Here is a 25326-nt window from a genome sequence, read left to right as displayed (position 1 = left end):
ACCGTAGGATCGCGGCGTGCCCCGGCCCCGGCTCCACGACGACGCGCTGCGGGTGCGCCTGCTCGAGACCGCCTCGGAGGTCATCGCGGCGGGCGGCCAGGACGCGGTGACCGTGCGCGACGTCGCACGGCGCGCCGGGACGTCGGCCTCCGCCGTCTACGCGCTCTTCGGGAGCCGCGACGCGCTGCTCGCCGCGGTCGCCGACGAGGCCTTCCGCCGCTTCGCGGACCACCTCGCCCGCGCGGCGCGCACCGACGACCCCGCCGCCGACCTGCTCGCGCTGGGCCTCGCCTACCGGACGAGCGCGCTCGCCGAGCCACACTTCTACCGCGTGATGTTCGAGCGCGCCCCGCTCGGCGCGGCCGTCGACCTGCCCACGTTCGACGTGCTGCGGGGCGCCGTCGCGCGCGCGCTCCCGCCCGGGCCCGCAGACGCCACCGAGCCGGCGCTCGCGCTGTGGGGGCACGTCCACGGCCTGGTCTCGCTCGAGCTCGCCGGCCTGCTCCCGGGCACGCCGGACGAGCGCGCGGCCCGGTACCGGCGGCTGCTGCGCACGGTCGGCCCGGCGATCCTCGGACCTCCGCCCGCCGCCCCCTGACAGCGTCGGCCGCCGGTGGCACGCTCGTGGCAGGGACGCGGGAGGCGAGGGGCGCAGCCATGACCGACGGGGCGACGGCGTCGCGGGGGCAGGCGCTGCGCCGCCGTGCCGCCGCCCAGGGACTCGACCTCGACGCCCGGGGGCGGCGGGACCGTCTGGACGTCCTGGACGCGGGCGTCCAGGACACCGGCGCCGACGCCGCCGCCTGGGCGCTCGCCGTGCGCGGCGCACCCGTGGACGCGGGACTCGGACGCGATCTCGCCCTGGCGTGGACGCTGCGCGGGGCGCCGCACGTCTACCGCCGGGCCGACCTCCCCGCGGCCGCCCGCGCGCTCGCGCCGTTCTCCGAGGAGGACGCACGTCGCCGCCTGCAGAGCGCCGCGGCGCCCCTCGTGGCGGACGGGCAGAGCGCGACGGACGCGCTCGTCGTCGTCGGCCGCGCGATGCGCGAGGTCACCACCGGACCGACGGCGAAGGGCGAGGTCTCCTCCCGGCTGACGCCCCTGCTCCCGCAGGCGTACGTGCGGTGGTGCGCCGCGTGCGGGACGACGCACACCCACGAGTCGCTGTTCCGGCTCGCGGCGCTGCACGCCGGCCTCGAGCTCGAGCCGCGGACGTCGCCGCCCGTCCTGACGCCGGTGGCCGGCTGGCGCGGGCACCTGGACGCCCTGCCCGCCCTCGTCGCGGCCGAGCCGCGGGACCGCGACGTCCCGGCCCGCCTGGACACCGTCCGGGCCTACCTCCACCTCCACGGCCCCGCGCGACCCGCGGACGTCGCGGCGCACCTCGAGGCCCCGGTGGCCGACGTGCGGCGGCACTGGGCGTCGCTCGCCGACGAGCTGGCCGAGGTCGATCTCGAGGGCGAGCGGCGGTGGCTGCTCGCCGGCGACCTCGACGCGCTGGAGCGCGCGCGGGAGGCGCCCGCCGGTCCGGCGCGCGTCCACCTGCTCGGACCGTCGGACCCGTTCCTCCAGGCCCGGGACCGCGAGCTGCTCGTCCCGGACGCCGCCGCACGCTCGGACCTGTGGCGGGCCCTGGGACGGCCGGGCGCCGTGCTGCGCGGCGGCGAGGTCGTCGGGACCTGGCGGCCGCGCGCCACCGGGTCGAGCCTGCGGCTCCAGGTGCGCCCGTCGGTCCCGTGGGACCGACGGGCGCCGGACCTGGACGCCGCCGTCGACGACGAGGCGGAGCGCCTCGCGACGTTCCGCGGCCTGCGCTACGCCGGCCGCGCGGAGTGAGCCGGGTCAGGCCTCGACGACCACCGGGATGATCATCGGGCGCCGCCGCAGGCGACCCGAGACCCACCGCCCGACGACGCGGCGCACGACCTGCTGGAGCTGGTGGGTGTCCACCGTCCCCGTCGAGGCCGCCTCCTCGATCGCGCGCGCGACCTCGGGCTGGATGGTCTGGAAGACCGCCTCGTCCTCGGCGAACCCGCGGGCGTGGATCTGCGGGCCGGCGATGACCTTGCCCGTCGCGGAGTCGACCACCGCGAAGATCGAGATGAAGCCCTCCTCGCCCAGGATCCGGCGGTCCTTGAGCTCGGCGTCCGTGATGGTGCCGACGCTCGAGCCGTCGACGTACACGTACCCGCACGGGACCGCGCCCACGACGCGCGCGCGACCGTCGACGAGGTCGACGACGACGCCGTCCTCGGCCAGCACGACGCGGTCGGCGGGGACACCCGTGCGCACGGCGATCGCCGCGTTGGCCACCAGGTGGCGCACCTCGCCGTGGACCGGCATGACGTTGCGCGGCCGCAGGATGTTGTAGCAGTAGGTCAGCTCGCCGGCGCTCGCGTGGCCCGAGACGTGCACGCGGGCGTTGCCCTGGTGCACGACCTTCGCCCCGAGGCGCATCAGGCCGTTGATGACGCGGAACACCGCGTTCTCGTTGCCCGGGATGAGCGAGGACGCGAGGATCACGGTGTCGCCGTGGCCGACCTCGACGCGGTGGTCGCGGTTGGCCATCCGGGACAGCGCCGCCATGGGCTCGCCCTGCGAGCCGGTGCACATGAGCACGACCTCGTGCGGCGGCAGGGCGTCGACGGCCTTGACGTCGACGAGCACGCCCTCGGGCACGGTGAGGTAGCCCAGCTCCGACGCGATGGTCATGTTGCGCACCATCGAGCGCCCCACGAGGGCGACCTTGCGGCCGTGCGCGTGGGCGGCCTCGAGCACCTGCTGGACGCGGTGCACGTGCGAGGAGAACGACGCCACGATGACGCGCTGGTCCGCCGCCGCGAAGACCGAGTCCAGGACGGGGCCGATGTCCCGCTCGCTGGTGGTGAACCCGGGTACCTCGGCGTTGGTGGAGTCGACCATGAACAGGTCCACGCCCGCCTCGCCGAGCCGCGCGAAGGCGCGCAGGTCGGTGATCCGCCCGTCGAGGGGCAGCTGGTCCATCTTGAAGTCACCGGTGTGGAGCACCGTGCCGGCACCGGTGCGCACGGCGACCGCCAGCGCGTCCGGGATGGAGTGGTTGACCGCGACGAACTCGCACTCGAAGACGCCGTAGGTCTCGACCTGCCCCTCCTTGACCACGCGGGTCACGGGGTTGATGCGGTGCTCCTTGAGCTTCGCCTCGACGAACGCGAGCGTGAGCTGCGAGCCGACCAGGGGGATGTCGGGGCGCATGCGCAGCAGGTACGGCACGGCGCCGATGTGGTCCTCGTGCCCGTGCGTGAGCACGACGGCCTCGATGTCGCCGAGGCGGTCGGCGATGTACTCGAAGTCGGGCAGGATCAGGTCGACGCCCGGCTGGTGGTCCTCGGGGAACAGGACCCCGCAGTCGATCACGAGCAGGCGACCGTCGTACTCCAGGACGGCCATGTTGCGGCCGACCTCGCCGAGGCCGCCGAGCGCCACGATGCGCAGCGCGCCCGCGGGCAGTGCGGGCGGGGCCCCGAGCTCGGGGTGGGGGTGGGACATCAGACCTCCGGGTCAGTCGAGACGGCCGGCCGCGACGAGGGCCGCCCGGACCTGGGCGACCTCCTCGTCGTCGGGCGCGGCCTGGGGAAGGCGCATCGTCGCGCTCGGGATCAACCCGAGCAGCGCGAGCGAGAGCTTGGACCGCAGCGCGCCGTTGCCGCTGCCGCAGACCAGGTCGATCATCGGCAGCGTCGAGACGAAGGTCTCGCGTGCCGTGGTCAGGTCGCCGGCGTCCACGGCGCGGATCACCGCGGCGAGCTCGTCACCGACGAGGTGCGACGCCATGCCCACGAGGCCGACCCCGCCGACGGCGAGGAAGGGGAGCAGGAAGGCGTCGTCGCCCGAGTAGTACGCCAGGCCCGTCGCCTCGATGGCGCGGAGCGCGCCGACGACGTCGCCCGTCGCGTCCTTGACGGCGACGACCCGGTCGTGGGCCGCCAGCCGCTCGAGCGTCGCGAGGCTGTAGCGCACCCCGGTCCGTGCCGGCACGTCGTAGAGCATCACCGGCAGGTCGGTCGCGTCGGCGACGGCGACCGTGTGCTGGTAGATCCCCTCCTGTGACGGGCGCGAGTAGTACGGGGTCACGACGAGGAGCCCGTGGGCTCCCGCCTCGGCGGCCTGCTCGGCCATGCGGACGGCGTGCGCGGTGTCGTTGGACCCGGCACCGGCCACGACCACGGCGCGGTCGCCGACCGCGTCGACGACCGCGCGGATGAGGTCGGCCTTCTCGGGCGCGTGGGTGGTCGGCGCCTCGCCGGTGGTGCCGTTGAGCACGAGGCCGTCGTGCCCGTGGTCGACGAGGTGCGTCGCGAGCCGCGCGGCGGCGTCGAGGTCGACGCTGCCGTCCGGCGACATCGGGGTCACCATCGCGGTGAGGAGGGCTCCGAACGGTCGCGTGGGCGTCGCCGCTGCGTCGGGAGTCGTGGGGGCCATGGCAGCAAACTACCGCGATGGGGTCCGACGCTGCTCCGGGAGTCCGTCCCCGCCCGACTCCCGGACGAAGCTGAGGAACCGGTAGCGCAGGCCCGTGCGTGACGTGTGCCACCCCTCGTGCGGCGACCGGGTGGCGAGCCGCCATCCCCGGTCCAGGGTCGGCGCACGCGTGTCGCCCTGCACCATGACGTCGATCTGCGTCATCTCGATGCGATCGGCGAGCGGCAGGAACTGCGTGTAGACCTGCTCGCCGCCGATGACCCACGCCGTGACCCCCGCGGCGAGCGCGGCCGCCGCGGCGACGTCGGGCACGACGTCGGCGCCGTCCAGCTCGAGGCCGGGCTGCCGGCTCAGGACGACGTTGCGGCGCCCCGGCAGGGGACGGAACCGCTCCGGGAGCGACTCCCACGTCCGACGCCCCATGATCACCGGGCTGCCGGTGGTGATCTCGCGGAAGTGGGCCTGGTCCTCGGGCAGGTGCCACGGCAGGTCGCCGTCGCGCCCGATGCAGCGGTCGGCCGACTGGGCCCAGATGAGGCCGATCGACGCGGGTCGTCCCGCCATCAGACGGCGACCGGGGCCTTGATGGCGGGGTGGTGCCGGTAGTCGACGACCTGCACGTCGTCGTAGGCGTAGTCGAGGATCGACGGCGCACGGCGCAGCTCGAGCCGCGGCGGCGCGAACGGCTCGCGCGAGAGCTGCTCGCGGACCTGCTCGACGTGGTTGTCGTAGATGTGGCAGTCACCGCCGGTCCACACGAGGTCGCCGACCTCGAGATCCGTCTGCTGGGCCACCATGTGCGTCAGCAGCGCGTAGGACGCGATGTTGAACGGGACGCCGAGGAAGAGGTCCGCGCTGCGCTGGTAGAGCTGGCACGAGAGCCGGCCGTCGGCGACGTGGAACTGGAAGAAGGCGTGGCACGGCGCGAGCGCCATCCGCGGGATGTCGGCGACGTTCCAGGCGGAGACGATGAGCCGGCGCGAGTCGGGGTCGCGGCGGATCTGGTCGATCACCTGGGTGATCTGGTCCACGTGGCCGCCGTCGGGCGTGGGCCACGAGCGCCACTGGACCCCGTAGACCGGGCCGAGCTCGCCGTCCGGCGCCGCCCACTCGTCCCAGATCGTCACGCCCTGCTCCTGGAGCCAGCGCACGTTCGACTCGCCGCGCAGGAACCACAGCAGCTCGAGGACGATCGAGCGCACGTGCACGCGCTTCGTCGTGACGAGGGGGAAGCCCTCGCGCAGGTCGAAGCGCATCTGGTGGCCGAAGACGCTGCGCGTCCCCGTCCCCGTGCGGTCCGCCTTGGGGGTGCCGTGCTCGAGCACGTGCCGCAGCAGGTCCTCGTAGGGGGTGGGGACGGGCGCCATGGCGCTCATCGTAGGGGCCGCCGCGACCCGCTCCCAGGGCCATACTGGCGCCATGGCGAACGTGCAGCTGGTCGCGCGGTCCGGCAGCCTCCCGCTCGACGTGCCCACGGGCGTGCTCGTGGGCGGCGCGTGGCGCGAGGCCTCGACCGGGCGGACCTTCGACGTCCACGACCCGGCGACCGGCGACCTGCTCGCCGAGGTCGCCGACGGCTCGCCGCAGGACGGGCTCGCGGCGCTGACGGCCGCGGACGCGGCGCTGCCGGCGTGGGCGGCGACCTCGCCGCGCGAGCGGTCGGACGTGCTCCGGACCGTCTTCGACCGCCTCGTGGCGCGCACCGACGAGGTCGCGGACCTCATCACCGCCGAGGGCGGCAAGCCGCTCGCCGAGTCGCGCGCCGAGGTGGCCTACGGCGCCGAGTTCGTGCGGTGGTACTCCGAGCAGGCCGTCCGCGTGGGCGGCCTGGCGCGCACGGCGCCCGGCGGGGCGAACCACCAGCTGGTCCTCCGCCGCCCGGTCGGGCCCGCGCTGCTCATCACGCCGTGGAACTTCCCGCTCGCGATGGCCACGCGCAAGATCGCGCCGGCCCTGGCCGCGGGCTGCCCGGTCGTCGTCAAGCCCGCCGCCCTGACGCCGCTGACGACGGCGTTCTTCGCCGAGGTCGTCCGCGAGGTGCTCGCCGAGCGCGGCCTGCCGACCGGCATCGTGAACGTCGTGCCGACGTCGTCGTCGTCCGCGCTGGTCGAGCCGCTCCTGGCGGATGCCCGGCTGCGCAAGCTGTCGTTCACCGGCTCGACCGAGGTGGGGCGGATCCTGCTGCGCGGCGCGGCCGACGGAGTGCTCCGCACGTCGATGGAGCTGGGCGGCAACGCGCCCTTCCTCGTGTTCGAGGACGCGGACGTGCCGGCCGCGGTCGAGGGCGCGGTCGCCGCCAAGATGCGCAACGCCGGCCAGACGTGCGTGGCCGCCAACCGCTTCCTCGTGCACGAGTCCGTCGCGGCCGAGTTCACCGCCGGGCTGACGGCCGCGTTCGAGCGGCTGGTCGTCGGCCCGGGCCACCGCGAGGGGGTCACCGTCGGCCCGCTCATCGAGGCGCGCGCGGTGGACCGCGTCGGTGAGGTCGTCGCCGAGGCGCTCGACGCCGGCGCCCGCGTCACCACGGGCGGCGGGCGGCCCGACGACGCCGCGCTGCGAGGCCACTTCTTCGCGCCCACCGTGCTGGCGGGCGTGGACCCCGGGACGCGCGCCGTCCGGGAGGAGATCTTCGGCCCGGTGGCGCCGGTCGTCACCTTCACCTCCGAGGACGAGGCGCTCGCGCTCGCTAACGCCACGCAGTTCGGCCTCGTCGCGTACGCCTACACGCGCGACGTCTCCCGCGCCCTGCGCGTCGCCGAGGGCGTCGAGGCCGGGATGATCGGGATCAACCGCGGCATGGTGTCCGACGCGAGCGCGCCCTTCGGCGGCGTGAAGCAGTCCGGGCTCGGGCGCGAGGGTGGCGAGGCCGGCATCGAGGAGTACCTCGAGACCGTCTACGTCGCGCTGTGACCCGCACTCCCCCACGCCCTGCGCACGACGGACCCGGGCCCGACGACGTCGCGCGCCGTGCCGCCGTCCGCCAGGCGCTGTCCGTCGCCGCGGCGACGGGCGTCTACGGGATCTCGTTCGGCGCCCTGTCCGTCGCCGCGGGTCTCGACCTCTGGCAGACCATGGCCCTGAGCCTGCTGATGTTCACGGGCGGCTCCCAGTTCGCCTTCGTCGGCGTCCTCGGTGCGGGCGGCGCCGGCGGGGCCGCGGTGGCGACCGCCGTCCTCCTCGGTGCCCGCAACGCGCTGTACGGCGCCGTCCTTGCGCCCCTGCTGCGCTACGCAGGGCTGCGGCGGCTGGCCGCCGCCCACGTGACGATCGACGAGTCGACGGCGGTGGCCACCGCGCAGCCGACGCCGACGCTCGCGCGCGTCGGGTTCTGGTGGGCCGGGCTGGGCGTGCTCGTGCTCTGGAACCTGTTCACGGTCGTGGGCGCCGTCGTGGGCGACGCCCTCGGCGACCCGCGGCGCTGGGGGCTGGACGCGGCGGCGGCCGCCGCGTTCCTCGGGCTGCTCTGGCCCCGCCTCGCGAGCCGGGCCGCCCAGGTCGTCGCGGCCGGAGCGGCCGTCGTCGCGCTCGCGCTGACCCCTGTCGCACCCGCGGGCGTCCCGGTGCTCGCCGCGGCCGTCGTCGCCGTGGTCCTCGGCTGGCGCGACCCCGGCCCGCGCCTGCGCGCACCGGCACGACCCGCGACCGACCCGGGAGGGCACGCGTGAGCCCCTACGCCGCGACCTGGGTGGCGGTGCTGGCGGCCGCCGCCCTCTGCTTCGCCACCAAGCTGCTCGGCCACCGCGTGCCGACCCACTGGCTGGAGCAGCCGCGCGTCGCGCGGGTGGCCGGACTCGTGACGGTCGCGCTGCTCGCCGCGCTCGTCGCGGTGCAGACCTTCACCACCACCGACTCGGCGGTCATCGTCGACGCGCGGCTCGTCGCGGTCGCGGTCGCGGCCGTCGCGCTCGCGCTGCGGGCGCCCTTCATCGTCGTCGTGGTGCTCGCGGCGGTCGTCGCGGCGGTGCTCCGCGCCCTGTGAGGGCGGCCCGCGCGGGCTCGCGGCGACGCCGCGCGACGCCCGGGGCCGGTTCGACACGGGTCCGGAGCAGCGGTCATGCTGCCGTGGTGCAGCAGAACCCGACGCCGAGCGCCCGCTGATGGCGCTCTTCCGTGAGACCGCGGACGTGTCCGTCCGCCCCGCCACGACCGACGACGAGGCCGCGATCGCCCGCGTCCAGCTCCGCGCCTGGCGCGCCACGCACGCGGCGACGCTCGGCGAGGCCGTGCTCGAGCAGCTCGACGTCATGGCCGTGCGCCGGCAGTGGGCCGCGGCCATCACGCAACCGCCCACGCGCGACCACCACGTGCTCGTCGCATGCGACGGGCCGCGCGTCGTGGGCTTCGCGGCCAGCGTCCCGGTGGCCGTGCCGCCGGAGCGCGCCGACGCACCGGCGGCCGGGGCCGTCGAGGTCGTCGCCCTCGAGGTCGACCCCGACGTCCGCCGTGCCGGGCACGGCTCGCGCCTGCTCGCGGCGTGCGTGGACCTCGCGCGCGACGGCGGGGCGACCCACCTGCAGACCTGGGTGCTCGACGGCGACGAGGGGCGCGCGCAGTTCCTCGGCTCGGCCGGGCTCGGGCCCGACGGCGCCGCGCGCGAGCTCGGGGTGAGCGCCGACGAGGCCGCGACCCGCGCGGTCGCCGAGCACCGCTGGGTCGCGGAGATCTGAGGCGCTACGGGCGCCCGGCGGCGCGGTACAGCGACGCGGCGCGGCGCAGCGCCTCGCGGGCCCGTCGGCGGTCCCGCGCGGCGTCGTAGGCGAACCCGAGGCGGAACCACGCCGCCCAGTCGTCGGGGCGCGCCTCCACCTCCGCCCGCGCCACGCCGAACGCGGCGTCGGCGGCCTCGGCCGTCACGCGCCCGCCCGGTGTGCGGGGCAGGTCGTCGACCGGCAGCGCGCCGTCGGCCGCCAGCCGGTCCGCCATGTGCTGCACCGTCGCGGCGAGCCGCCACTCGCGCCAGACCAGCCACAGGCCGAGCACGGGCAGGACCAGGACCGCCACGCCGAGGGCGATCGCGACGGGCTCGCCCGTCGCGACCAGCGTCACCGCCCGGCCGGCGGCCGCAACGAGGTAGACCAGCAGGAGCGCGGTCAGCAGGGCCGCACCGATCATCGAGCGGCGCATCAGCCGAGGTCCAGGTAGTGGTCGAGGCCCACCGTGAGCCCCGGGCGGCCGGGCACGGTACGCACCGCGTGGAGCACCCCGGGCATGAACGAGACCCGGTCGAAGGAGTCGGTGCGGATCGTCAGCTGCTCCCCCGGGTTGCCGAAGAGGATCTCCTCGTGCGCGACCAGGCCGCGCAGGCGCACGGCGTGGACGCGCACGCCCTCGACGTCGGCGCCACGCGCACCGTCGAGCGCCGACGCGGTCGCGTCGGGCATCGGCGGCAGCCCGGCAGCCCGCCGCGCCGCCGCGATCCCCCGCGCGGTGTGGGTCGCGGTGCCGCTGGGTGCGTCGACCTTGTCCGGGTGGTGCAGCTCGACGACCTCGGCCGACTCGAACCACCGCGCGGCGCGCGCGGCGAACGCCATGGCGAGCACCGCCCCGAGCGCGAAGTTCGGCGCCACGAGGACGCCGACCCCCGGCGCGGCACCCAGCGCCTCGCGCACTCGGCCGAGCGAGGCGTCGTCCCAGCCGGTCGTCCCGACGACGGCGTGGATCCCGGCACCGACGAGGGCGAGCACGTTGGCCTCGGTCGCCGACGGCACGGTGAAGTCCACCGCGACGTCGACACCGTCCAGCGCGGCGACGTCGTCCCCCGCGTCCAGACGCGCGACCAGGTCGAGGTCGGGCGCCGCCTCGACCGCCTCGCAGGTCGTGCGGCCCATGCGGCCCGCGGCGCCGAGGACGGCCACGCGCAGGCGCCGGGAGGCGTCATCAGATCTGGTCTCACCCACGGACCACGACCCTAGTCGCCCGCCCGAGGCCCGCGAGCACGTCCGTCCCACGCGAGCACGTCCTGCACGACGGACGTCCTGGCGTCGAACGGACGTGCTCGGCGGCCGGCCGGGGCCGGGGGGCCGGGGCCGGGGCCGGAGGGCCGGGGGTGGGTTGGGCCGGGGTGGGGTCAGGCGCCGAAGGGGCCGACGCGGACGACGGACCGGGGGCGCGAGGCCAGCTCGGCCGCCAGGTCGCGGACGTCGTCGGCGGTCACCGCGCGGATGCGCTGCAGCGACTCCTCCTGGCTGAGGAGCTCGCCGTGGACCAGCTCGGCCTTGCCGAGCCGGCTCATGCGCGAGCCGGTGTCCTCCAGGCCCAGCACGAGCCCGCCGGAGAGCTGGCCGATGCTGCGCTCCAGCTCGGTGGCCGTGATGCCGTCCTGCGCGAGCCGCTCCCAGCCCTCGGCGAGCAGGTCGAGCACCTCGTCGACCTTGGACGGGGCGCACCCGGCGTAGAGGCCGAAGATGCCCGTGTCGGCGTGGCCGGACGAGAAGCAGTAGACGGAGTACGCGAGGCCGCGGCGCTCCCGGATCTCCTGGAACAGGCGCGAGGACATGCCGCCGCCCAGGACCGCGTTGAGCACCGACAGCGTGAAGCGGCGCTCGTCGGTGGCGGTGAGGCCGAGCGTGCCGAGGATGACGTTCGCCTGCTCGGTCGTCCGGTGGACGACGACCTCGGTCCCGGCGGCAGGCAGCCCGTCGGTGCCGGCGCCGACGGCGCGGGCGGCCTCCCGGCGCCCGCTCGGGGCGGCGCCGGGGTCGAGGTCCCAGCCTCCGGCGCGCAGCGCGTCGGTGACCTGGCCGCACAGGGCGTCGTGGTCGACCCCGCCCGCGGCCGTGACGACCAGCGTGGCGGGCCGGTAGTGCTCGCGGTAGTGCTCCCACACCGCGTCGCGCGGCACCGCGCGGATCGTGGCGGGAGTGCCCCCGATGGGGCGGCCCAGGGCGTGGGCGCCGAGCACCGTGGCGGCGAACTGCTCGTGCACGACGTCGGAGGGGTCGTCGTCGTTCATCGCGAGCTCTTCGAGGATGACCCCGCGCTCGGTCTCGAGCTCGTCGGGGTCCAGCCGCGCGGAGGTCACCATGTCGGCGATGACGTCCAGCGCCATCGGGACGTCCGCGTCGAGCACCCGCGCGTAGTAGCAGGTGTGCTCCTTGCCGGTCGCGGCGTTGGCCTCACCGCCGACGGCGTCGAACGCCTCGGCGATGTCCATCGCGGAGCGCCGCTGCGTCCCCTTGAACAGCAGGTGCTCGAGGAAGTGCGTCGACCCGTGGTGGCCGTCGGTCTCGTCACGCGAGCCGACGCCGACCCACGCACCCACCGTGGCGGAGCGCAGGCCGGGCATCGCCTCGGTGAGGACCCGGACCCCGCCGGGCAGGACGGTACGGCGCACGAGGGCGCCGCCGTCCTGCCCGGCGGTCACGTCACTGCCCGGCAGGCCCGGGCGGATCAGCGGAAGGTCCAGTGACACCTCAGGCCTGGTCGCCGTCGGCCGTGGCGGGCGCCTCGGCACCGGCCTCGCCGCCCTCGATGACCGCGTGCAGCGAGAGCTTGCCGCGCGGGTCGATCTCGCCGATCTCGACCTGGACCTTCTGGCCGACGCCGAGCACGTCCTCGACGTTCTCGACGCGCTTGCCACCGACCAGCTTGCGGATCTGCGAGATGTGCAGCAGACCGTCCTTGCCCGGGGAGAGCGAGACGAACGCACCGAACGTCGTGGTCTTGACGACCGTGCCGACGAAGCGCTCCCCGATCTCGGGCATGTGCGGGTTGGCGATCGCGTTGATCGCCGCCCGCGCGGCCTCCGCCGACGGACCGTCGGTGGCGCCGATGTAGACCGTGCCGTCGTCCTCGATGGAGATGTCGGCGCCGGTCTCCTCCTGGATCTGGTTGATCATCTTGCCCTTCGGGCCGATGACCTCGCCGATCTTGTCGACCGGGACCTTCACCGTGATGACGCGCGGGGCGTTCGGCGACATCTCGTCCGGGGCGTCGATCGCCTCGTTCATGACGTCGAGGATGTACAGGCGGGCGTCGCGGGCCTGGGTCAGCGCGCCCCCGAGCACGTCGGCGGGGATGCCGTCGAGCTTGGTGTCGAGCTGGATGGCCGTGACGAACTCGCGCGTGCCGGCGACCTTGAAGTCCATGTCACCGAAGGCGTCCTCGGCACCGAGGATGTCGGTCAGCGCCGCGTAGCGGGTCTCGCCGTCGACCGTGTCGGAGACGAGGCCCATCGCGATGCCGGCGACCGCCGCGCGCAGCGGGACACCCGCGTTGAGCAGCGAGAGCGTCGACGCGCAGACCGAGCCCATCGACGTGGAGCCGTTGGAGCTCAGCGCCTCGGAGACCTGACGGATCGCGTAGGGGAACTCCTCGCGGCTCGGCAGCACCGGCATCAGCGCGCGCTCGGCGAGCGCGCCGTGGCCGATCTCGCGCCGCTTGGGCGAGCCCACGCGGCCCGTCTCACCGGTCGAGTACGGCGGGAAGTTGTAGTTGTGCATGTACCGCTTGCGCGTCTCGGGCGAGAGCGTGTCGAGCTGCTGCTCCATGCGGAGCATGTTGAGCGTCGTGACGCCGAGGATCTGCGTCTCGCCGCGCTCGAAGATGGCCGAGCCGTGCACGCGCGGGAGCACCTCGACCTCGGCCGAGAGCGTGCGGATGTCCCGCAGCCCGCGGCCGTCGATGCGGAAGCCGTCCGTGAGGATCCGGCGGCGGATGACCTTCTTGGTCACGGCGCGGATCGCGGCGGAGAGCTCCTTCTCGCGACCCTCGAACTGCGCGCCGAGCTCGGCGAGCACCTCGGCCTTGACCTCGTCCAGGCGACCCTCGCGCGTCTGCTTGTCCGCGATCGTGAGCGCCTGCGACAGGCGCTCCTCGGCGGCCTGCTCGACGGCGGCGTACGCGTCGGGCTGGTACTCGGGGAAGACCGGGAAGTCCTGCACGGGCTTGGCGGCCTTGGCCGCGAGCTCCTGCTGGGCCACGACGAGCGCCTTGAGGAACGGCTTGGCCGCCTCGAGGCCCTGCGCGACGATCTCCTCGGAGGGGGCCACGCCACCCTCGTCCTTGATGAGGTTCCAGCTCTTCTCGGGAGCCTCGGCCTCGATCATCGCGATGGCGACGTCGTCACCCACGACGCGGCCGGCGACGACCATGTCGAACGTGGCGCGCTCGCGCTCGGAGTAGCGCGGGAAGGCGACCCACTGGCCGTCGATGAGCGCGATGCGCACGGCGCCGACGGGGCCGGAGAACGGCAGGCCGGAGAGCTGCGTCGAGATGGACGCGGCGTTGATCGCCAGGACGTCGTACGAGTCGTCCGGGTGGATCGCCATGACCGTGACGACGACCTGGACCTCGTTGCGCAGGCCCTTGACGAACAGGGGGCGCAGCGGCCGGTCGATGAGACGGCAGGCGAGGATCGCGTCCGTGGACGGGCGGCCCTCGCGGCGGAAGAACGAGCCGGGGATCTTGCCCGCGGCGTACTGGCGCTCCTCGACGTCGACCGTCAGGGGGAAGAAGTCGAACTGCTCCTTGGGGTGCTTGCCGGCCGTCGTGGCCGACAGGAGCATCGTGTCGCCGTCGAGGTAGGCGACGGCCGCGCCGGCGGCCTGCTTGGCCAGACGGCCGGTCTCGAAGCGGACGGTGCGGGTGCCGAAGCGGCCGTTGTCGATGACGGCCTCGGCGAACTGGATCTCGGGTCCCTCCATGGGATGCCCTCCTTCGTCGAAGATCCCGGCTTCGTGCGACGGTCTTCGACCGTGGTCCGCGGACGCGCCGGGGGCGGTTCCGCGATCCACTACCGAGGACCGGACGCCGGTTCCGGGCGGTACGGGTTCACGTGCGGGTGGTGCTGGGTGGTGCGTGCGGCGCCTGGCGGCGCCTGACACCGGACCAGCCCGGACCCGCGAGGGGTCCGGGCTGGTGCGGGACGATCAGCGACGCAGGCCGAGCCGCTCGATGAGGCTGCGGTAGCGGTTGATGTCGACCTTCTGCAGGTAGCCGAGGAGACGGCGGCGCTGGCCGACGAGGAGGAGCAGGCCACGACGCGAGTGGTGGTCGTGCTTGTGCTCCTTGAGGTGCTCGGTGAGGTCCTTGATGCGCTGCGTCAGCATCGCGATCTGGACCTCGGGGGAGCCCGTGTCGTTCTCGGTCGTCGCGTACTCGGTCATGATGCGCTGCTTCGTGGCGGCGTCGAGGGGCACGTGCTCTCCTTGGTGTTCTCGCTGCGCGGTGCTCCGGGGCATGTCCACCCGGGCGCTCTGGGTCCGCGGCCGATCTGACGGCGTCTACCAGGGTATCAGTCGGCGGAGCCGAGCACCGACTCGAGCGGCCCGCCGGCCAGCCGGACGCGCGTGCGGGCCACGTCGTCAGCCATCTGCGCGATGAGCGCGTCCACCGAGTCGAAGCGGACCGTCGGGCGCAGCCGCTCGACGAACTCCAGGACGACCTCCTCGTCGTAGAGGTCCAGGTCCGTCCGGTCCGGCACGTGCGCCTCGACCCGGCGCTGCACGCCGTCGAACGTGGGGTTGGTGCCGATGGAGATCGCCACGGGCAGGTACCCGTCCGGGCGGTCCGCGGGGAAGCCCACGCGCCGCAGCCAGCCCGCGTAGACGCCGTCCGCGGGCACCATGCCCGTCGCGTCCTGCGAGAGGTTCGCCGTCGGGTAGCCGAGGTCCCTGCCGCGCGCGTCTCCGTGGACCACCGTGCCGCGCACGCGGTGCGGGCGGCCGAGGATCTGCGCGGCGCCCGCGACGTCGCCGGCTGCGAGCAGCTCGCGGACCCAGGTCGAGGACCAACGACGCGCGCCGTCACCCGGACCGTCCGCGGGGGTCCCGTGGACGTCCTCGATCACCTCGACCTCGAACCCGTAGCGCCGCCCGAGCTCGCGCATGGTCTCCAGGTCGCCCGCGTTGTGCAGCCCGAACCGCACGTCGCGCCCGACGACGACGGTCGCCGCCCGCAGCCCGTCGACGAGCCACGTCCGCACGAACTCCTCGGGCGTCGCGCGCGCGAAGTCGAGCGTGTACTCGACGAGCAGCACGGCGTGCAGCCCGGTCTCGGCGAGCAGCTCGAGGCGGTCGGCGATGCCCGTGATGAGCTCGGGCGCCCGCTCGGGGCGGTGCACCTGGGCGGGGTGCGGGTGGAACGTCACCGCGACGGCCCGGCGCCCGGACGCCGTGGCGTCCGCGACCATGCGGGTGAGCACCCCGCGGTGCCCGCGGTGCACCCCGTCGAAGTTGCCGATCGTCACGACGGTCGGGCCGAAGTCGTCGGGTACCTGGCTCAGGTCGGTCCAGCGGTGCACGTCCTACAGCCTGCCACGGGACGGACCGACGACCGACCTCGGGGCCGGCCCGGGACCCCGCCGGGCGCCCGTGGGCCTCACGCGGGCCGGAGCACGAGGACCGGTCGCGACCGGCCCGCACCGTCGTCGGCGAGCAGCGCGACCAGGTCGCCGTCGGGCGCGAACGCCGCCACGGGGGCGTCCCGCGTGGCCGGCAGCGACGGCTCCGCGGGCACCCGACGGCCGAACGAGAGCTCGGAGGCCTCGTGCTCCGTGAGCTCGCGCACGGGGAAGGTCGCGCGCGCCGCGTCGGCCATCGGCAGGACCCCGACCCCAGCCTCGAGCTCCTCGAGCGTGCGGGCGACATCGAGCCCGTACCCGCCGACGCGCGTGCGGCGCAGCGCCGTGAGGTGCCCGCCCACGCCGAGCGCGGCCCCGAGGTCGCGCGCGAGCGCGCGGATGTACGTGCCGGACGAGCACTCCACGACGACGTCGACGTCGAGCCCGGGCGGGCCGTCGTCGGCCGCCGCGGGACGCACCTCGAGGACGTCGAAGCGGTGGACCGTGACGGGGCGCGCCGGCAGCTCGACGTCCTCCCCCGCCCGCACGCGTGCGTAGGCCCGCTGGCCGTCGACCTTGATGGCGCTCACCGCGCTGGGCCGCTGCTGGATGGCGCCGGTCAGGCGCGCCACCTCGGCGGCGAGCCGCGCGGGGTCGACCGCCGAGGCGTCGGCGCGCTCCAGGACCTCGCCCTCGGCGTCGTCGGTGGTCGTCCGGGCACCCAGACGCACCGTGGCCAGGTACTCCTTGTCGGCGCCGACGACGAAGGTCAGCAGGCGCGTCGCGCGCTCCACGCCCAGGACCAGGACGCCGGTCGCCATGGGGTCGAGCGTGCCCGCGTGGCCCACCTTGCGCGTGCCCGCGAGCCGCCGCACGCGCGCGACGACGTCGTGGCTCGTCCAGCCGGCGGGCTTGTCGACGACGACGAGGCCGTCGGTGGCCACGTCAGGCCTGCGCCGGCCGGTCGTCCTCGCCGGCGGGCTCGTCCGGCTCGTCGTCCGGCTCGACAGGGCGGCGGTACGGGTCGGCATCGCCCGCGTAGCGCGCGGACGCGGCGAGCGCCGCCACCTCGGCGTCGCGCGCCGCGGCCTCGCGCAGCGCCCGCTCGAGGTGCTCGGCCGTCTCGGGGACGGCGTCGGCGATGAACTCGAGCGTGGGCGTCAGCCGGATCCCCGTCTGCTTGCCCACCTCGGAGCGGATGAGGCCCTTGGCGCTCTCGAGCGCCGCGGCCGTACCGGTGCGGGCCTCGTCGTCGCCGAGCACCGTGTAGAACACCGACGCGTGCTGCAGGTCACCGGTCACCCGCACGTCGGTGACGGTCACGAAGCCCACGCGCGGGTCCTTGACGCGGGTGTCGAGCATCTGGGCGACGATCTTCTGGATCCGCTCGGACAGCTTGCGAGCGCGAGGGTGGTCGACCATGGCATTCCTCCGGGGTGCAGGTGGGGACGGCCGTGGGGGCGGCCGGAGAGCGCCGGGAGGGTCGCGCGCCGTCATCACGGCGCACGACCCTCCCGGCGAGAGACCTCAGGAGCGCGGCTTCTCGCGCATCTCGAACGTCTCGATGACGTCGTCGACCTGCAGGTCGTTGTACGACCCGAGACCGATACCGCACTCGTAGCCCTCGCGGACCTCGGTCGCGTCGTCCTTGAACCGCTTGAGCGACTCGATCGTGAGGTTGTCCGCCACGACGTTGCCACCGCGCAGGACGCGCGCCTTGGTGTTGCGGCGGATGGTCCCGGACCGGACGAGCGACCCGGCGATGTTGCCGAACTTGCTCGAGCGGAACACCTCGCGCACCTCCGCGGTGCCGAGCTGGACCTCCTCGTACTCGGGCTTGAGCATGCCCTTGAGCGCAGCCTCGACGTCCTCGATCGCCTGGTAGATGACCGAGTAGAAGCGCACGTCGACGCCCTCGCGGTCGGCCAGGTCCTCGACCCGCTCGGCGTACTTGACGTTGAAGCCGAGGATGATCGCGTTGTCGACCGTCGCCAGGTTCACGTCGTTCTGCGTCACGGCACCGACGCCGCGGTGGATGACGCGCAGCTCGACCTCGTCGCCGACGTCGATCTTGAGCAGCGCGTCCTCGAGGGCCTCGACGGCACCCGAGACGTCGCCCTTGAGGACCAGGTTGAGGGTCTCGACCTTGCCCTGCTGCAGCGCCTGCGTGAAGTCCTCGAGGCTGATGCGCTTGCGGCGCTTGGCCAGGAGGGCGGCGCGCTCGGCGGCCTCACGCTTCTCGGCGATCTGACGCGCGGTGCGGTCGTCCGGCGCCACCAGGAAGGTGTCGCCGGCGCGGGGCACCGACGTCAGGCCGAGCACCATGACCGGACGCGCCGGCGTGGCCTCGGTGAGCGCCCCGCCGTGCTCGTCGAACATCGCACGGACGCGGCCGTACGCCGTGCCGGCGACGATCGCGTCGCCGACGTGCAGCGTGCCGGACTGGACCAGGACGGTCGCGACGGCGCCGCGGCCCTTGTCGAGGTTGGCCTCGACGGCCACGCCGCGCGCGTCCTTGTCCGCGTTCGCCCGCAGGTCGAGCGCGGCGTCGGCGGTGAGCAGGACGGCCTCGAGGAGCTCGTCGATGCCCTGGCGGCGCAGCGCCGAGATGTCGACGAACATCGTGTCGCCGCCGTACTCCTCGGCCACGAGGTTGTACTCGGTGAGCTGCTGGCGGATCTTGGCGGGGTTGGCCCCCTCCTTGTCCACCTTGTTGACCGCGACGACGATCGGCACGCCGGCCGCCTGCGCGTGGTTGAGCGCCTCGATGGTCTGCGGCATCACGCCGTCGTCCGCCGCGACCACGAGGATCGCGATGTCCGTGACCTGGGCCCCACGCGCACGCATGGCGGTGAACGCCTCGTGACCCGGGGTGTCGATGAAGGTGATCGACCGCTCCAGACCCTCGTGCTCGGTGTGGATCTGGTACGCGCCGATGTGCTGGGTGATGCCACCCGCCTCGCCGGCGACGACGTCGGCGGACCGGATCGCGTCGAGCAGCTTCGTCTTTCCGTGGTCGACGTGGCCCATGACCGTGACGACCGGCGGACGCGCCGTGAGCTGCGAGTCGTCCTCGTCGGCCAGCTCGGCCTCGAGGTCGATGTCGAAGGACCCGAGCAGCTCGCGGTCCTCCTCCTCGGCCGACACCATCTCGATGCGGTAGCCGAGCTCGGACGCGAGGGTGCCGAACGTGTCCTCGTCGAGCGACTGCGTCGCGGTCGCCATCTCACCGAGGTGGAAGAGGACCGTGACGAGGCTCGCCGGGTTGGCGTCGATCTTGTCGGCGAAGTCGTTGAGCGACGACCCGTGGCGCAGGCGCACGACCGTGCTGCCGTCACCGCGGGGAACCTGCACGCCACCCAGCGAGGGGGCCTGCATCTGCTCGAACTCCTGCCGCTTCGCGCGCTTCGACTTCCGTCCGCGCACGGGCCGCCCGCCGGCGCGCCCGAAGGCACCCTGCGTGCTGCCACGACCGGCACCGCGACCACCGCCGCCGGGACGGCCGGCGAAGCCGCCGCCGCCCGCAGGCGCACCGCCGCCGCCACCGGGACGACCGGCGAAGCCGCCGCCACCGCCGGGACGACCGCCGCCACCGGGGCGCCCCGGGGCACCGCCGGCGCCGGGGCGACCGACGCTCGTGCGGCCCGGCATCATGCCGGGGTTCGGGCGGGGGCCGCCGGCACCGGCCGGAGCCGGACGGGGACCACCGGGACGCTCGCCGGCGCCCTCACCGCGGGTGCCACCGGGACGGGGCATGCCCTGGCTCGGCGCGAACGGGTTGTTGCCCGGACGCGGCGCGCCGCCGCCGGGACGGCCGCCCTGGCGGGGCATGCCCTGGCTCGGGGCGAAGGGGTTGTTGCCCGGGCGGGGGCCGCCGGGGCGTGCGCCGGGACGCGGACCCGCAGCGGGAGCGGCCGGAGCCGCGGGTGCTGCGGGGGCCGCCGGACCGGGACGCGGGCCGGGGGCCGAGGCCGCCGGGCGCTCGGTCTGCGGAGCAGCGGGGGCGGCCGGAGCCGCCGGCGCGGGACGCTCGGGCGCAGCCGCGGCGGGCGCGGCCTGCTCCGGTGCGGGGGTCGAGGGGGCGGCAGGCGCGGCGGGGGCCGCGGGTGCCTGGGCCGCGGGCGCCGACGGCGCTGCGAGGGCTGCGGGCCCGGGGCGCGGGGCGGCCTTGCGGGGGGCCTGCTCCTGGGAGCCGGCGGGGTAGGCGTCGCGCAGCTTGCGCACGACGGGCGGTTCGATGGTCGACGAAGCCGACCGGACGAACTCACCGAGCTCGTTCAGCTTGGCCATGATGGCCTTGCTCTCGACGCCGAGCTCCTTAGCGAGCTCGTAGACGCGGACCTTTGCCACAACTCTCCTGTCTCGGCCCGCCCGGGACAGGGTGGACCGTCGTTAGTGCTGGGTACTCATCGCCGGGTACTCATCGGGTGCCCATCGGCTTCCAACCCGCTTTCCTTCTCGATGAACGACGGAGGTACTGCTGGTGTCGGTACTGCTGGTCTTTCCGTACTGCTGCTGGTGAGGGTCTCGAGGTGCTCGCGGACCGGGGTGATGTCGAGCGGTCCCGTGCGCAGGGCACGCGGTAGAGCACGACGCCGTTCGGCGAGGTCGAGGCACTCCGGGTCGGGGTGCAACCAGGCGCCCCGGCCCGACCTGCATCGTCCCGGGTCGACCACGGCGAGATCGCCGTCGTCATCCCGGACCACCCGCAGGAGGACGGACCGTTGACCCCGCTGCCGGCACCCCACACACGTACGGACCGGCCCCACGAGGGGGCCGGGCACGGGCTCGGGACGCCGGACGCGCGGTCCAGCCTCGGCAAGTCTAGCGCGCTCGGTCACGAACCGGGACCCGAGGACTCCTGCCCCGCGTCGCCGGGGGCGGTCCCGGCGGCGTCCGCCGGGCCCTCCTGGGGCGCCGCGTCGCCGCCCTCGTCGGAGCGGATGTCGATACGCCAGCCGGTGAGCTTGGCCGCCAGGCGGGCGTTCTGGCCCTCCTTGCCGATGGCCAGCGAGAGCTGGTAGTCGGGCACGACGACGCGCGCCGAGCGCGCCGCCAGGTCGACGACCGTGACGGAGGACACGCGCGCCGGCGACAGCGCGTTGCCCACGAACTGGGCCGGGTCGTCGCTGTGGTCGATGATGTCGATCTTCTCGCCGTGCAGCTCGGACATCACCGCGCGCACCCGGGCCCCCATCGGGCCGATGCAGGCGCCCTTGGCGTTGAGGCCGGCGACGGAGGTCCGCACCGCCATCTTGGTGCGGTGGCCCGCCTCGCGGGCGATGGCCGTGATCTCGACCGAGCCGTCCGCGACCTCCGGCACCTCGAGCTCGAAGAGCTTGCGCACGAGGTTCGGGTGGGTCCGCGAGAGGGTGATCGACGGGCCCTTGGGACCGCGGGAGACGTCGAGCACGTACGCCCGCAGCCGCTCGCCGTGGACGTACCGCTCGGTCGGAACCTGCTCGTGCGCCGGGAGCACGGCCTCGGTGCCGCGCACGGCGACGAGCACGGTGCGCGGGTCGCGGCCCTGCTGGATGACGCCCGCGAGGACCTCCCCCTCGGTCCCGCGGAACGCGCCGAGCACCTGCTCGTCCTCGGCGTCGCGCAGCCGCTGGACGATGACCTGGCGCGCGGTGGCCGTGGCGACGCGGCCGAAGCCGTCCGGCGTGTGGTCGAACTCCGGTCCGAGCTCCGGCGCCGGTGCGGTCGCGAAGCCCACGCCGTCCTCGGGCGCGGTCGGCTCGCTCGGCGCCTCGAGCCGCTCCCGGGCCCAGACCGTGACGTGCCCGGTGCGCCGGTCGACCTCGACCCGGGCGTCCTCGAGGGCGCCGGGCGTGCGGTGGTAGGCCGAGAGCAGCGCCTGCTCGATCGCGGAGACCAGGGTCTCCAGGCTGATGTCGCGCTCGTGCTCGACCAGGCGCAGCGCCGTCATGTCGATGTCCATCAGGCGTCGCCCTCCTCGTCGTCGTTCATGGGGTCGTGCGGTGCGTCGTGCCCGGTGTCGGCGAGCCGGGTGAGCTCGACCTCGACCTGGCCGCGCACGACGTCGGCGGGCGCGAGGGTCGTGCGCGTCGCGACGCCGTCGGGCGCCGGGTCGAGGACGTAGCCGTCGGCGTCAGCCTCCGCGAGGCGTCCGGTGACGACCGAGCCGTCGCGCAGCGTCAGCCGCACGAGACGCGTGCGGGCGCGGCGGAAGTGCCGCAGCTCGGTCAGGGGCCGGTCCGTGCCGGGCGTCGAGACCTCCAGCACGTACTCGCCCTTGACGGGGTCCGCGGCGTCCAGCGCGGCGGAGACGTCGCGCGAGACCTCGCCGACGGTGTCCAGGTCGAGGCTGCCGAGGGCGTCGTCGTCCAGGTCGACGACGACGCGGACCACCGTGCGGCGCCCCGCGGGCTTGACGGCGACGTCCTCGAGGACGAGGCCGGCGGCCGTCACGGCCGGTTCGACGGCCTGCCTGACGCGTTGAGCCGGTGTGGGCCCGGAGCTCGCGGGCGTGACCATGTTCGCCTCCCGTGGGTCGTGGCGGGCCACCCGACGTGGATACGACCCTCTGGACTTGTCGGTCCCAGCCTAACGACTCCCCGGCGGTGCGGCGTGGCAGGATCGGCCGCGATGACCCGCGCCCCCGCCCTGCCGGCACCCGTGACCCGACCCCACCGGAGGACCCGGCCCCTGGTGGCGGTCCTCGCCGTGGTGCTCGTCACCATCCTCGCCGGCTGCGGCCTGCGCCTGGAGACCCCCGCGCCCGTGGCGCCCTCGCCCGACGCGGCCGAGTCCCTGCGCCAGCGCGCCACCGCCGACGCGCTCGCCGTGCAGGTCCTGGCGTCGGCGGTCGCCACGGCGGCGACGGACCCCACCGTCCAGGCCCTCGCCACGACCACCGGCACCGCGAGCGACGCGCACGTCGAGGCGCTCGGCGGCGTGTACGAGCCGTTCCCGGACGCGACCGCCGCGCCGGAGTCCCCTGAGACCGCCGAGCCCTCCGACGACGCAGCGCCCTCCGACGACGCCGAGCCCTCCGACGACGCAGCGCCCTCCGACGACGAGCCGGTCACCCCCGACGACGCCTCGTCGGCCGCCCCGACCGCGGGCGCCACCCCGCCCACGCCCACCGCTGCCGAGCTGGTGGCGCTGCTCGACGAGACAGCGGCGAGCGCGCGCGCCGACGCCGCCACGACGGACGACGGCGGGCTGGCCCGCCTGCTCGCCTCGATCGCCGTCGGCCGGACGCTGCTCGCCGACGCCCTCGCCGGGCCGGCGGCGGTCACCGAGCGGCCCGCGCTCGAGCTGGCACCCGTCGAGGGCCTGCCGGCCGGTGTCAGCGCCGCGGACGTGAACGACGTCGTCCAGTCCGAGGACGCCCTGGGCTACGCCTGGGAGGTCGCCGCCGCCCGCCGCTCGGGCGACGCGCGCGCCGCCGCGGCGGCCGCGGCCCGGGACCACCGCGAGCGCGCGGAGACGTGGGCGACCGCGGCGGGCGTCGCCGCGACGGACAGCGACCCCCGGCGCGTCGCCTACGGCCTGCCGCCCGCGCTGCTCGACGCCGCGAGCGACCCCGCCGCCGTCGACGCCGAGCTGGCGGGCCTCCAGGAGCGCCTCACGGCGTCGTACGCGTCGCTGGTCGCCCAGGCCGCCCCCCAGGCGCGGACCGTGCTCGTGGACGCCCTGCTCGCCGCGGCGCGCGCGACCACGGCGCTCACCGGCGTGGTGCCCGCCTTCCCCGGCCTGCCGGAGCAGCTCGCCTGAGGCGGGCGACGCCGGCCGGTCAGCGCTCGAGCAGCCCGGCGACCAGGTCCGCGACGTAGGCGGCGACGTCCCCGACGGGCACCTGCTGCGCCTGCGGCCGCTCCCCCGCCGCGAGCCCGGCATCGGCCCCGCGGCGCAGGCGAACCTCGACGTTGCCCTCCGCGAGCCCGCGACCGACCACGACGAGCACCGGCAGGCCGAGCAGCTCGGCGTCGGCGAACTTCACGCCGGGCGAGACCTTGGGCCGGTCGTCGTAGAGCACCTCGACGCCCCGGCCGTGCAGGTCCGCGGCGAGCTCCTCGCACGCGGCGAAGACCGCCGCGTCCTTGCCGGTCGCGACGAGGTGCACGTGGGCCGGTGCGACGGTCGCCGGCCACGCGAGGCCGGCGTCGTCGTGGTTCGTCTCGGCGAGCGCCGCCACGGCCCGCGAGACGCCGACCCCGTAGGAGCCCATCGTCACGGTGACGGCCTTGCCGTTCTCGTTGAGCACCTTGAGGCCGAGCGCGTCCGCGTACTTGCGGCCGAGCGCGAAGATGTGGCCCATCTCGATCCCGCGCGCGAGCTCGAGCGGGCCCGAGCCGTCGGGGGCTGGGTCGCCGGCGCGCACCTCGGCGGCCTCGACGACGCCGTCGGCCGTGAAGTCGCGGCCCGCGACCAGGTCGAAGACGTGCCGCCCGGGCGCGTCGGCGCCCGTGATCCACCGGGTCCCCTCGACCACACGCGGGTCGAGCAGGTAGCGGATCGCGTCCTCGCGGCCCGTGTTGGCCCGGCCGAGCACGCCGGGGCCGATGTAGCCCTTGACCAGCTCGGGGTGCCGGGCGAAGTCCGCCTCGGTCGCCGTCGCCACCTCGGCCGGCGAGACGGCGGCCTCAAGGCGCTTGAGGTCGACCTCGCGGTCTCCCGGCAGCCCGATGACGACCACCTCGCGCTCGCCGTCGGGCTGCTCGAGCACGACGACGACGTTCTTGAGCGTGTCGGCGGCCGTCCACGGGCGGTCGGGCCGCGGGAAGCGCTCGTTCGCGACGTCGACGAGCGTCGCGATGGTGGGCGTGTCGGGCGTGTCCTCCACGTGCGCCGCGGGGGCGTCGTCGTACGGCACAGCGTCGGGGACGGGCGTCGTGACCGCCTCGACGTTCGCCGCGTAGCCCCCGGGCGAGCGCACGAAGGTGTCCTCCCCGATCGGCGTCGGCATGAGGAACTCCTCCGACCGCGACCCGCCCATCGCACCGGACATCGCGGCCACGACGGCCACGTCCATCCCGAGCCGCGCGAAGATCCGCAGGTAGGCCTCGCGGTGGCGGTGGTAGGAGGCCTCCAGCCCGGCGTCGTCGACGTCGAACGAGTACGCGTCCTTCATGACGAACTCGCGGCCCCGGAGCAGGCCGGCGCGCGGCCGGGCCTCGTCGCGGTACTTGGTCTGGATCTGGTAGAGCGCGAGCGGCAGGTCCTTGTAGGAGGAGTACAGGTCCTTGACGAGGAGGGTGAAGACCTCCTCGTGGGTGGGCGCGAGCATGTAGTCCGCGTCCTTGCGGTCCTTGAGGCGGAAGACGTTCGGCCCGTACTCGGTCCAGCGACCCGTCGCCTCGTACGGCTCCCGCGGCAGGAGCGCCGGGAAGTGCACCTCCTGGGCGCCGATCGCGTCCATCTCCTCGCGCACGACCTGCTCGACCTTGCGCAGGACCCGCAGACCCAGCGGGAGCCAGGTGTAGATCCCGGGGGCGGCGCGGCGGATGTAGCCCGCCCGGACCAGCAGCCGGTGGCTGGGGACCTCGGCGTCGGCCGGGTCCTCCCGGAGGGTGCGCACGAACAGGGTCGACATCCGCAGGAGCATGCGGTCA

The 25326-nt window shown here is 75.1% G+C and carries 24 protein-coding genes; 7 read left to right on the top strand and 17 right to left on the bottom strand.

Annotated features, from left to right (window positions below):
- Positions 1–16 precede the first annotated feature (16 nt).
- Both H2O74_RS06215 and H2O74_RS06210 read left to right on the top strand, forming a co-directional pair.
- Positions 17–598 carry a TetR/AcrR family transcriptional regulator gene (locus H2O74_RS06215; protein WP_182113602.1) on the top strand — a complete coding sequence of 194 codons (582 nt, stop codon included), beginning with the start codon at positions 17–19 and terminating at the stop codon, positions 596–598.
- A gap of 59 nt (positions 599–657) precedes the next feature.
- Positions 658–1836, top strand: coding sequence for a DNA glycosylase AlkZ-like family protein (locus H2O74_RS06210; protein WP_182113601.1), 1179 nt, complete (start codon positions 658–660; stop codon positions 1834–1836).
- A 6-nt stretch (positions 1837–1842) separates the two neighbouring features.
- Here H2O74_RS06210 and H2O74_RS06205 read toward each other — a convergent pair whose 3' ends face one another.
- From H2O74_RS06205 to H2O74_RS06190, 4 genes are read right to left on the bottom strand one after another with little or no spacing between them, the layout of a single operon-like run.
- Positions 1843–3528: a ribonuclease J gene (locus tag H2O74_RS06205; RefSeq protein WP_182113600.1), complete on the bottom strand. Its 1686-nt coding sequence runs from the start codon at positions 3526–3528 to the stop codon at positions 1843–1845.
- Between the two features lie 12 nt (positions 3529–3540).
- Positions 3541–4461: a 4-hydroxy-tetrahydrodipicolinate synthase gene (gene dapA, locus H2O74_RS06200; protein WP_182113599.1), complete on the bottom strand. Its 921-nt coding sequence runs from the start codon at positions 4459–4461 to the stop codon at positions 3541–3543.
- Between the two features lie 9 nt (positions 4462–4470).
- On the bottom strand, positions 4471–5025 hold the full coding sequence (locus H2O74_RS06195) for a dihydrofolate reductase (protein WP_182113598.1): 555 nt from the start codon (positions 5023–5025) through the stop codon (positions 4471–4473).
- Entirely contained in the window at positions 5025–5828 is an 804-nt protein-coding gene (locus H2O74_RS06190; protein ID WP_182113597.1) for a thymidylate synthase, read from the bottom strand. Before H2O74_RS06190 ends, H2O74_RS06195 begins: the two co-directional genes overlap by 1 nt.
- 52 nt (positions 5829–5880) lie before the next feature.
- Here H2O74_RS06190 and H2O74_RS06185 point away from each other — a divergent pair, with 52 nt between their 5' ends.
- From H2O74_RS06185 to H2O74_RS06170, 4 genes are all read left to right on the top strand, one after another.
- Positions 5881–7371: an NAD-dependent succinate-semialdehyde dehydrogenase gene (locus H2O74_RS06185; RefSeq protein ID WP_182113596.1), complete on the top strand. Its 1491-nt coding sequence runs from the start codon at positions 5881–5883 to the stop codon at positions 7369–7371.
- Positions 7368–8126, top strand: a complete 759-nt coding sequence (locus tag H2O74_RS06180) for an AzlC family ABC transporter permease (protein ID WP_182113595.1) — start codon at positions 7368–7370, stop codon at positions 8124–8126. The genes H2O74_RS06185 and H2O74_RS06180 overlap by 4 nt, the downstream gene beginning before the upstream one ends.
- On the top strand, positions 8123–8440 hold the full coding sequence (locus tag H2O74_RS06175; protein WP_182113594.1) for an AzlD domain-containing protein: 318 nt from the start codon (positions 8123–8125) through the stop codon (positions 8438–8440). The genes H2O74_RS06180 and H2O74_RS06175 overlap by 4 nt, the downstream gene beginning before the upstream one ends.
- 118 nt (positions 8441–8558) lie before the next feature.
- Positions 8559–9128, top strand: a complete 570-nt coding sequence (locus tag H2O74_RS06170) for a GNAT family N-acetyltransferase (protein WP_182113593.1) — start codon at positions 8559–8561, stop codon at positions 9126–9128.
- A 4-nt stretch (positions 9129–9132) separates the two neighbouring features.
- On the opposite strand, the gene H2O74_RS06165 is transcribed toward H2O74_RS06170, so the two are convergent.
- From H2O74_RS06165 to rimP, 12 genes are all read right to left on the bottom strand, one after another.
- Positions 9133–9585, bottom strand: coding sequence for a hypothetical protein (locus tag H2O74_RS06165; protein ID WP_182113592.1), 453 nt, complete (start codon positions 9583–9585; stop codon positions 9133–9135).
- Positions 9585–10322, bottom strand: a complete 738-nt coding sequence (gene dapB, locus H2O74_RS06160) for a 4-hydroxy-tetrahydrodipicolinate reductase (RefSeq protein ID WP_255491882.1) — start codon at positions 10320–10322, stop codon at positions 9585–9587. Before dapB ends, H2O74_RS06165 begins: the two co-directional genes overlap by 1 nt.
- 206 nt (positions 10323–10528) lie before the next feature.
- On the bottom strand, positions 10529–11872 hold the full coding sequence (locus H2O74_RS06155; RefSeq protein ID WP_182113591.1) for a pitrilysin family protein: 1344 nt from the start codon (positions 11870–11872) through the stop codon (positions 10529–10531).
- Position 11873: 1 nt separating this feature from the next.
- Positions 11874–14105, bottom strand: a complete 2232-nt coding sequence (locus H2O74_RS06150; RefSeq protein WP_182113590.1) for a polyribonucleotide nucleotidyltransferase — start codon at positions 14103–14105, stop codon at positions 11874–11876.
- Positions 14106–14330: 225 nt separating this feature from the next.
- Positions 14331–14600, bottom strand: coding sequence for a 30S ribosomal protein S15 (gene rpsO / locus H2O74_RS06145; protein WP_035059732.1), 270 nt, complete (start codon positions 14598–14600; stop codon positions 14331–14333).
- A 95-nt stretch (positions 14601–14695) separates the two neighbouring features.
- A complete protein-coding gene (locus H2O74_RS06140) occupies positions 14696–15703 on the bottom strand; it encodes a bifunctional riboflavin kinase/FAD synthetase (RefSeq protein ID WP_182113589.1) in 1008 nt (335 codons plus the stop codon).
- Between the two features lie 77 nt (positions 15704–15780).
- Complete coding sequence (gene truB / locus H2O74_RS06135) at positions 15781–16773, bottom strand: tRNA pseudouridine(55) synthase TruB (RefSeq protein ID WP_182113588.1); 993 nt, start codon at positions 16771–16773, stop codon at positions 15781–15783.
- Entirely contained in the window at positions 16688–17164 is a 477-nt protein-coding gene (gene rbfA / locus H2O74_RS06130) for a 30S ribosome-binding factor RbfA (RefSeq protein WP_182113587.1), read from the bottom strand. Before rbfA ends, truB begins: the two co-directional genes overlap by 86 nt.
- 105 nt (positions 17165–17269) lie before the next feature.
- Positions 17270–20092, bottom strand: coding sequence for a translation initiation factor IF-2 (gene infB, locus H2O74_RS06125; protein ID WP_182113586.1), 2823 nt, complete (start codon positions 20090–20092; stop codon positions 17270–17272).
- A gap of 56 nt (positions 20093–20148) precedes the next feature.
- The gene (locus H2O74_RS06120) at positions 20149–20490 is read right to left on the bottom strand and encodes a YlxR family protein (RefSeq protein WP_370525841.1); all 342 of its coding nucleotides are present in this window, start codon (positions 20488–20490) and stop codon (positions 20149–20151) included.
- An 89-nt stretch (positions 20491–20579) separates the two neighbouring features.
- Positions 20580–21686: a transcription termination factor NusA gene (gene nusA / locus H2O74_RS06115; protein ID WP_182113584.1), complete on the bottom strand. Its 1107-nt coding sequence runs from the start codon at positions 21684–21686 to the stop codon at positions 20580–20582.
- On the bottom strand, positions 21686–22273 hold the full coding sequence (gene rimP / locus H2O74_RS06110) for a ribosome maturation factor RimP (RefSeq protein WP_255491815.1): 588 nt from the start codon (positions 22271–22273) through the stop codon (positions 21686–21688). Before rimP ends, nusA begins: the two co-directional genes overlap by 1 nt.
- An 81-nt stretch (positions 22274–22354) precedes the next feature.
- Between rimP and H2O74_RS06105 the strand changes: the two genes are divergently transcribed.
- Positions 22355–23488: a DUF4439 domain-containing protein gene (locus H2O74_RS06105; RefSeq protein WP_182113583.1), complete on the top strand. Its 1134-nt coding sequence runs from the start codon at positions 22355–22357 to the stop codon at positions 23486–23488.
- Positions 23489–23507: 19 nt separating this feature from the next.
- Here H2O74_RS06105 and H2O74_RS06100 read toward each other — a convergent pair whose 3' ends face one another.
- Positions 23508–25319 (bottom strand): proline--tRNA ligase, encoded by a 1812-nt coding sequence (locus H2O74_RS06100; protein ID WP_182113582.1) that lies wholly within the window; start codon positions 25317–25319, stop codon positions 23508–23510.
- Positions 25320–25326: the final 7 nt, after the last annotated feature.

The organism is Actinotalea sp. JY-7876, assembly GCF_014042015.1.
GTDB lineage: Bacteria > Actinomycetota > Actinomycetes > Actinomycetales > Cellulomonadaceae > Actinotalea.
This window is presented reverse-complemented; position numbering and strand designations above follow the sequence as displayed.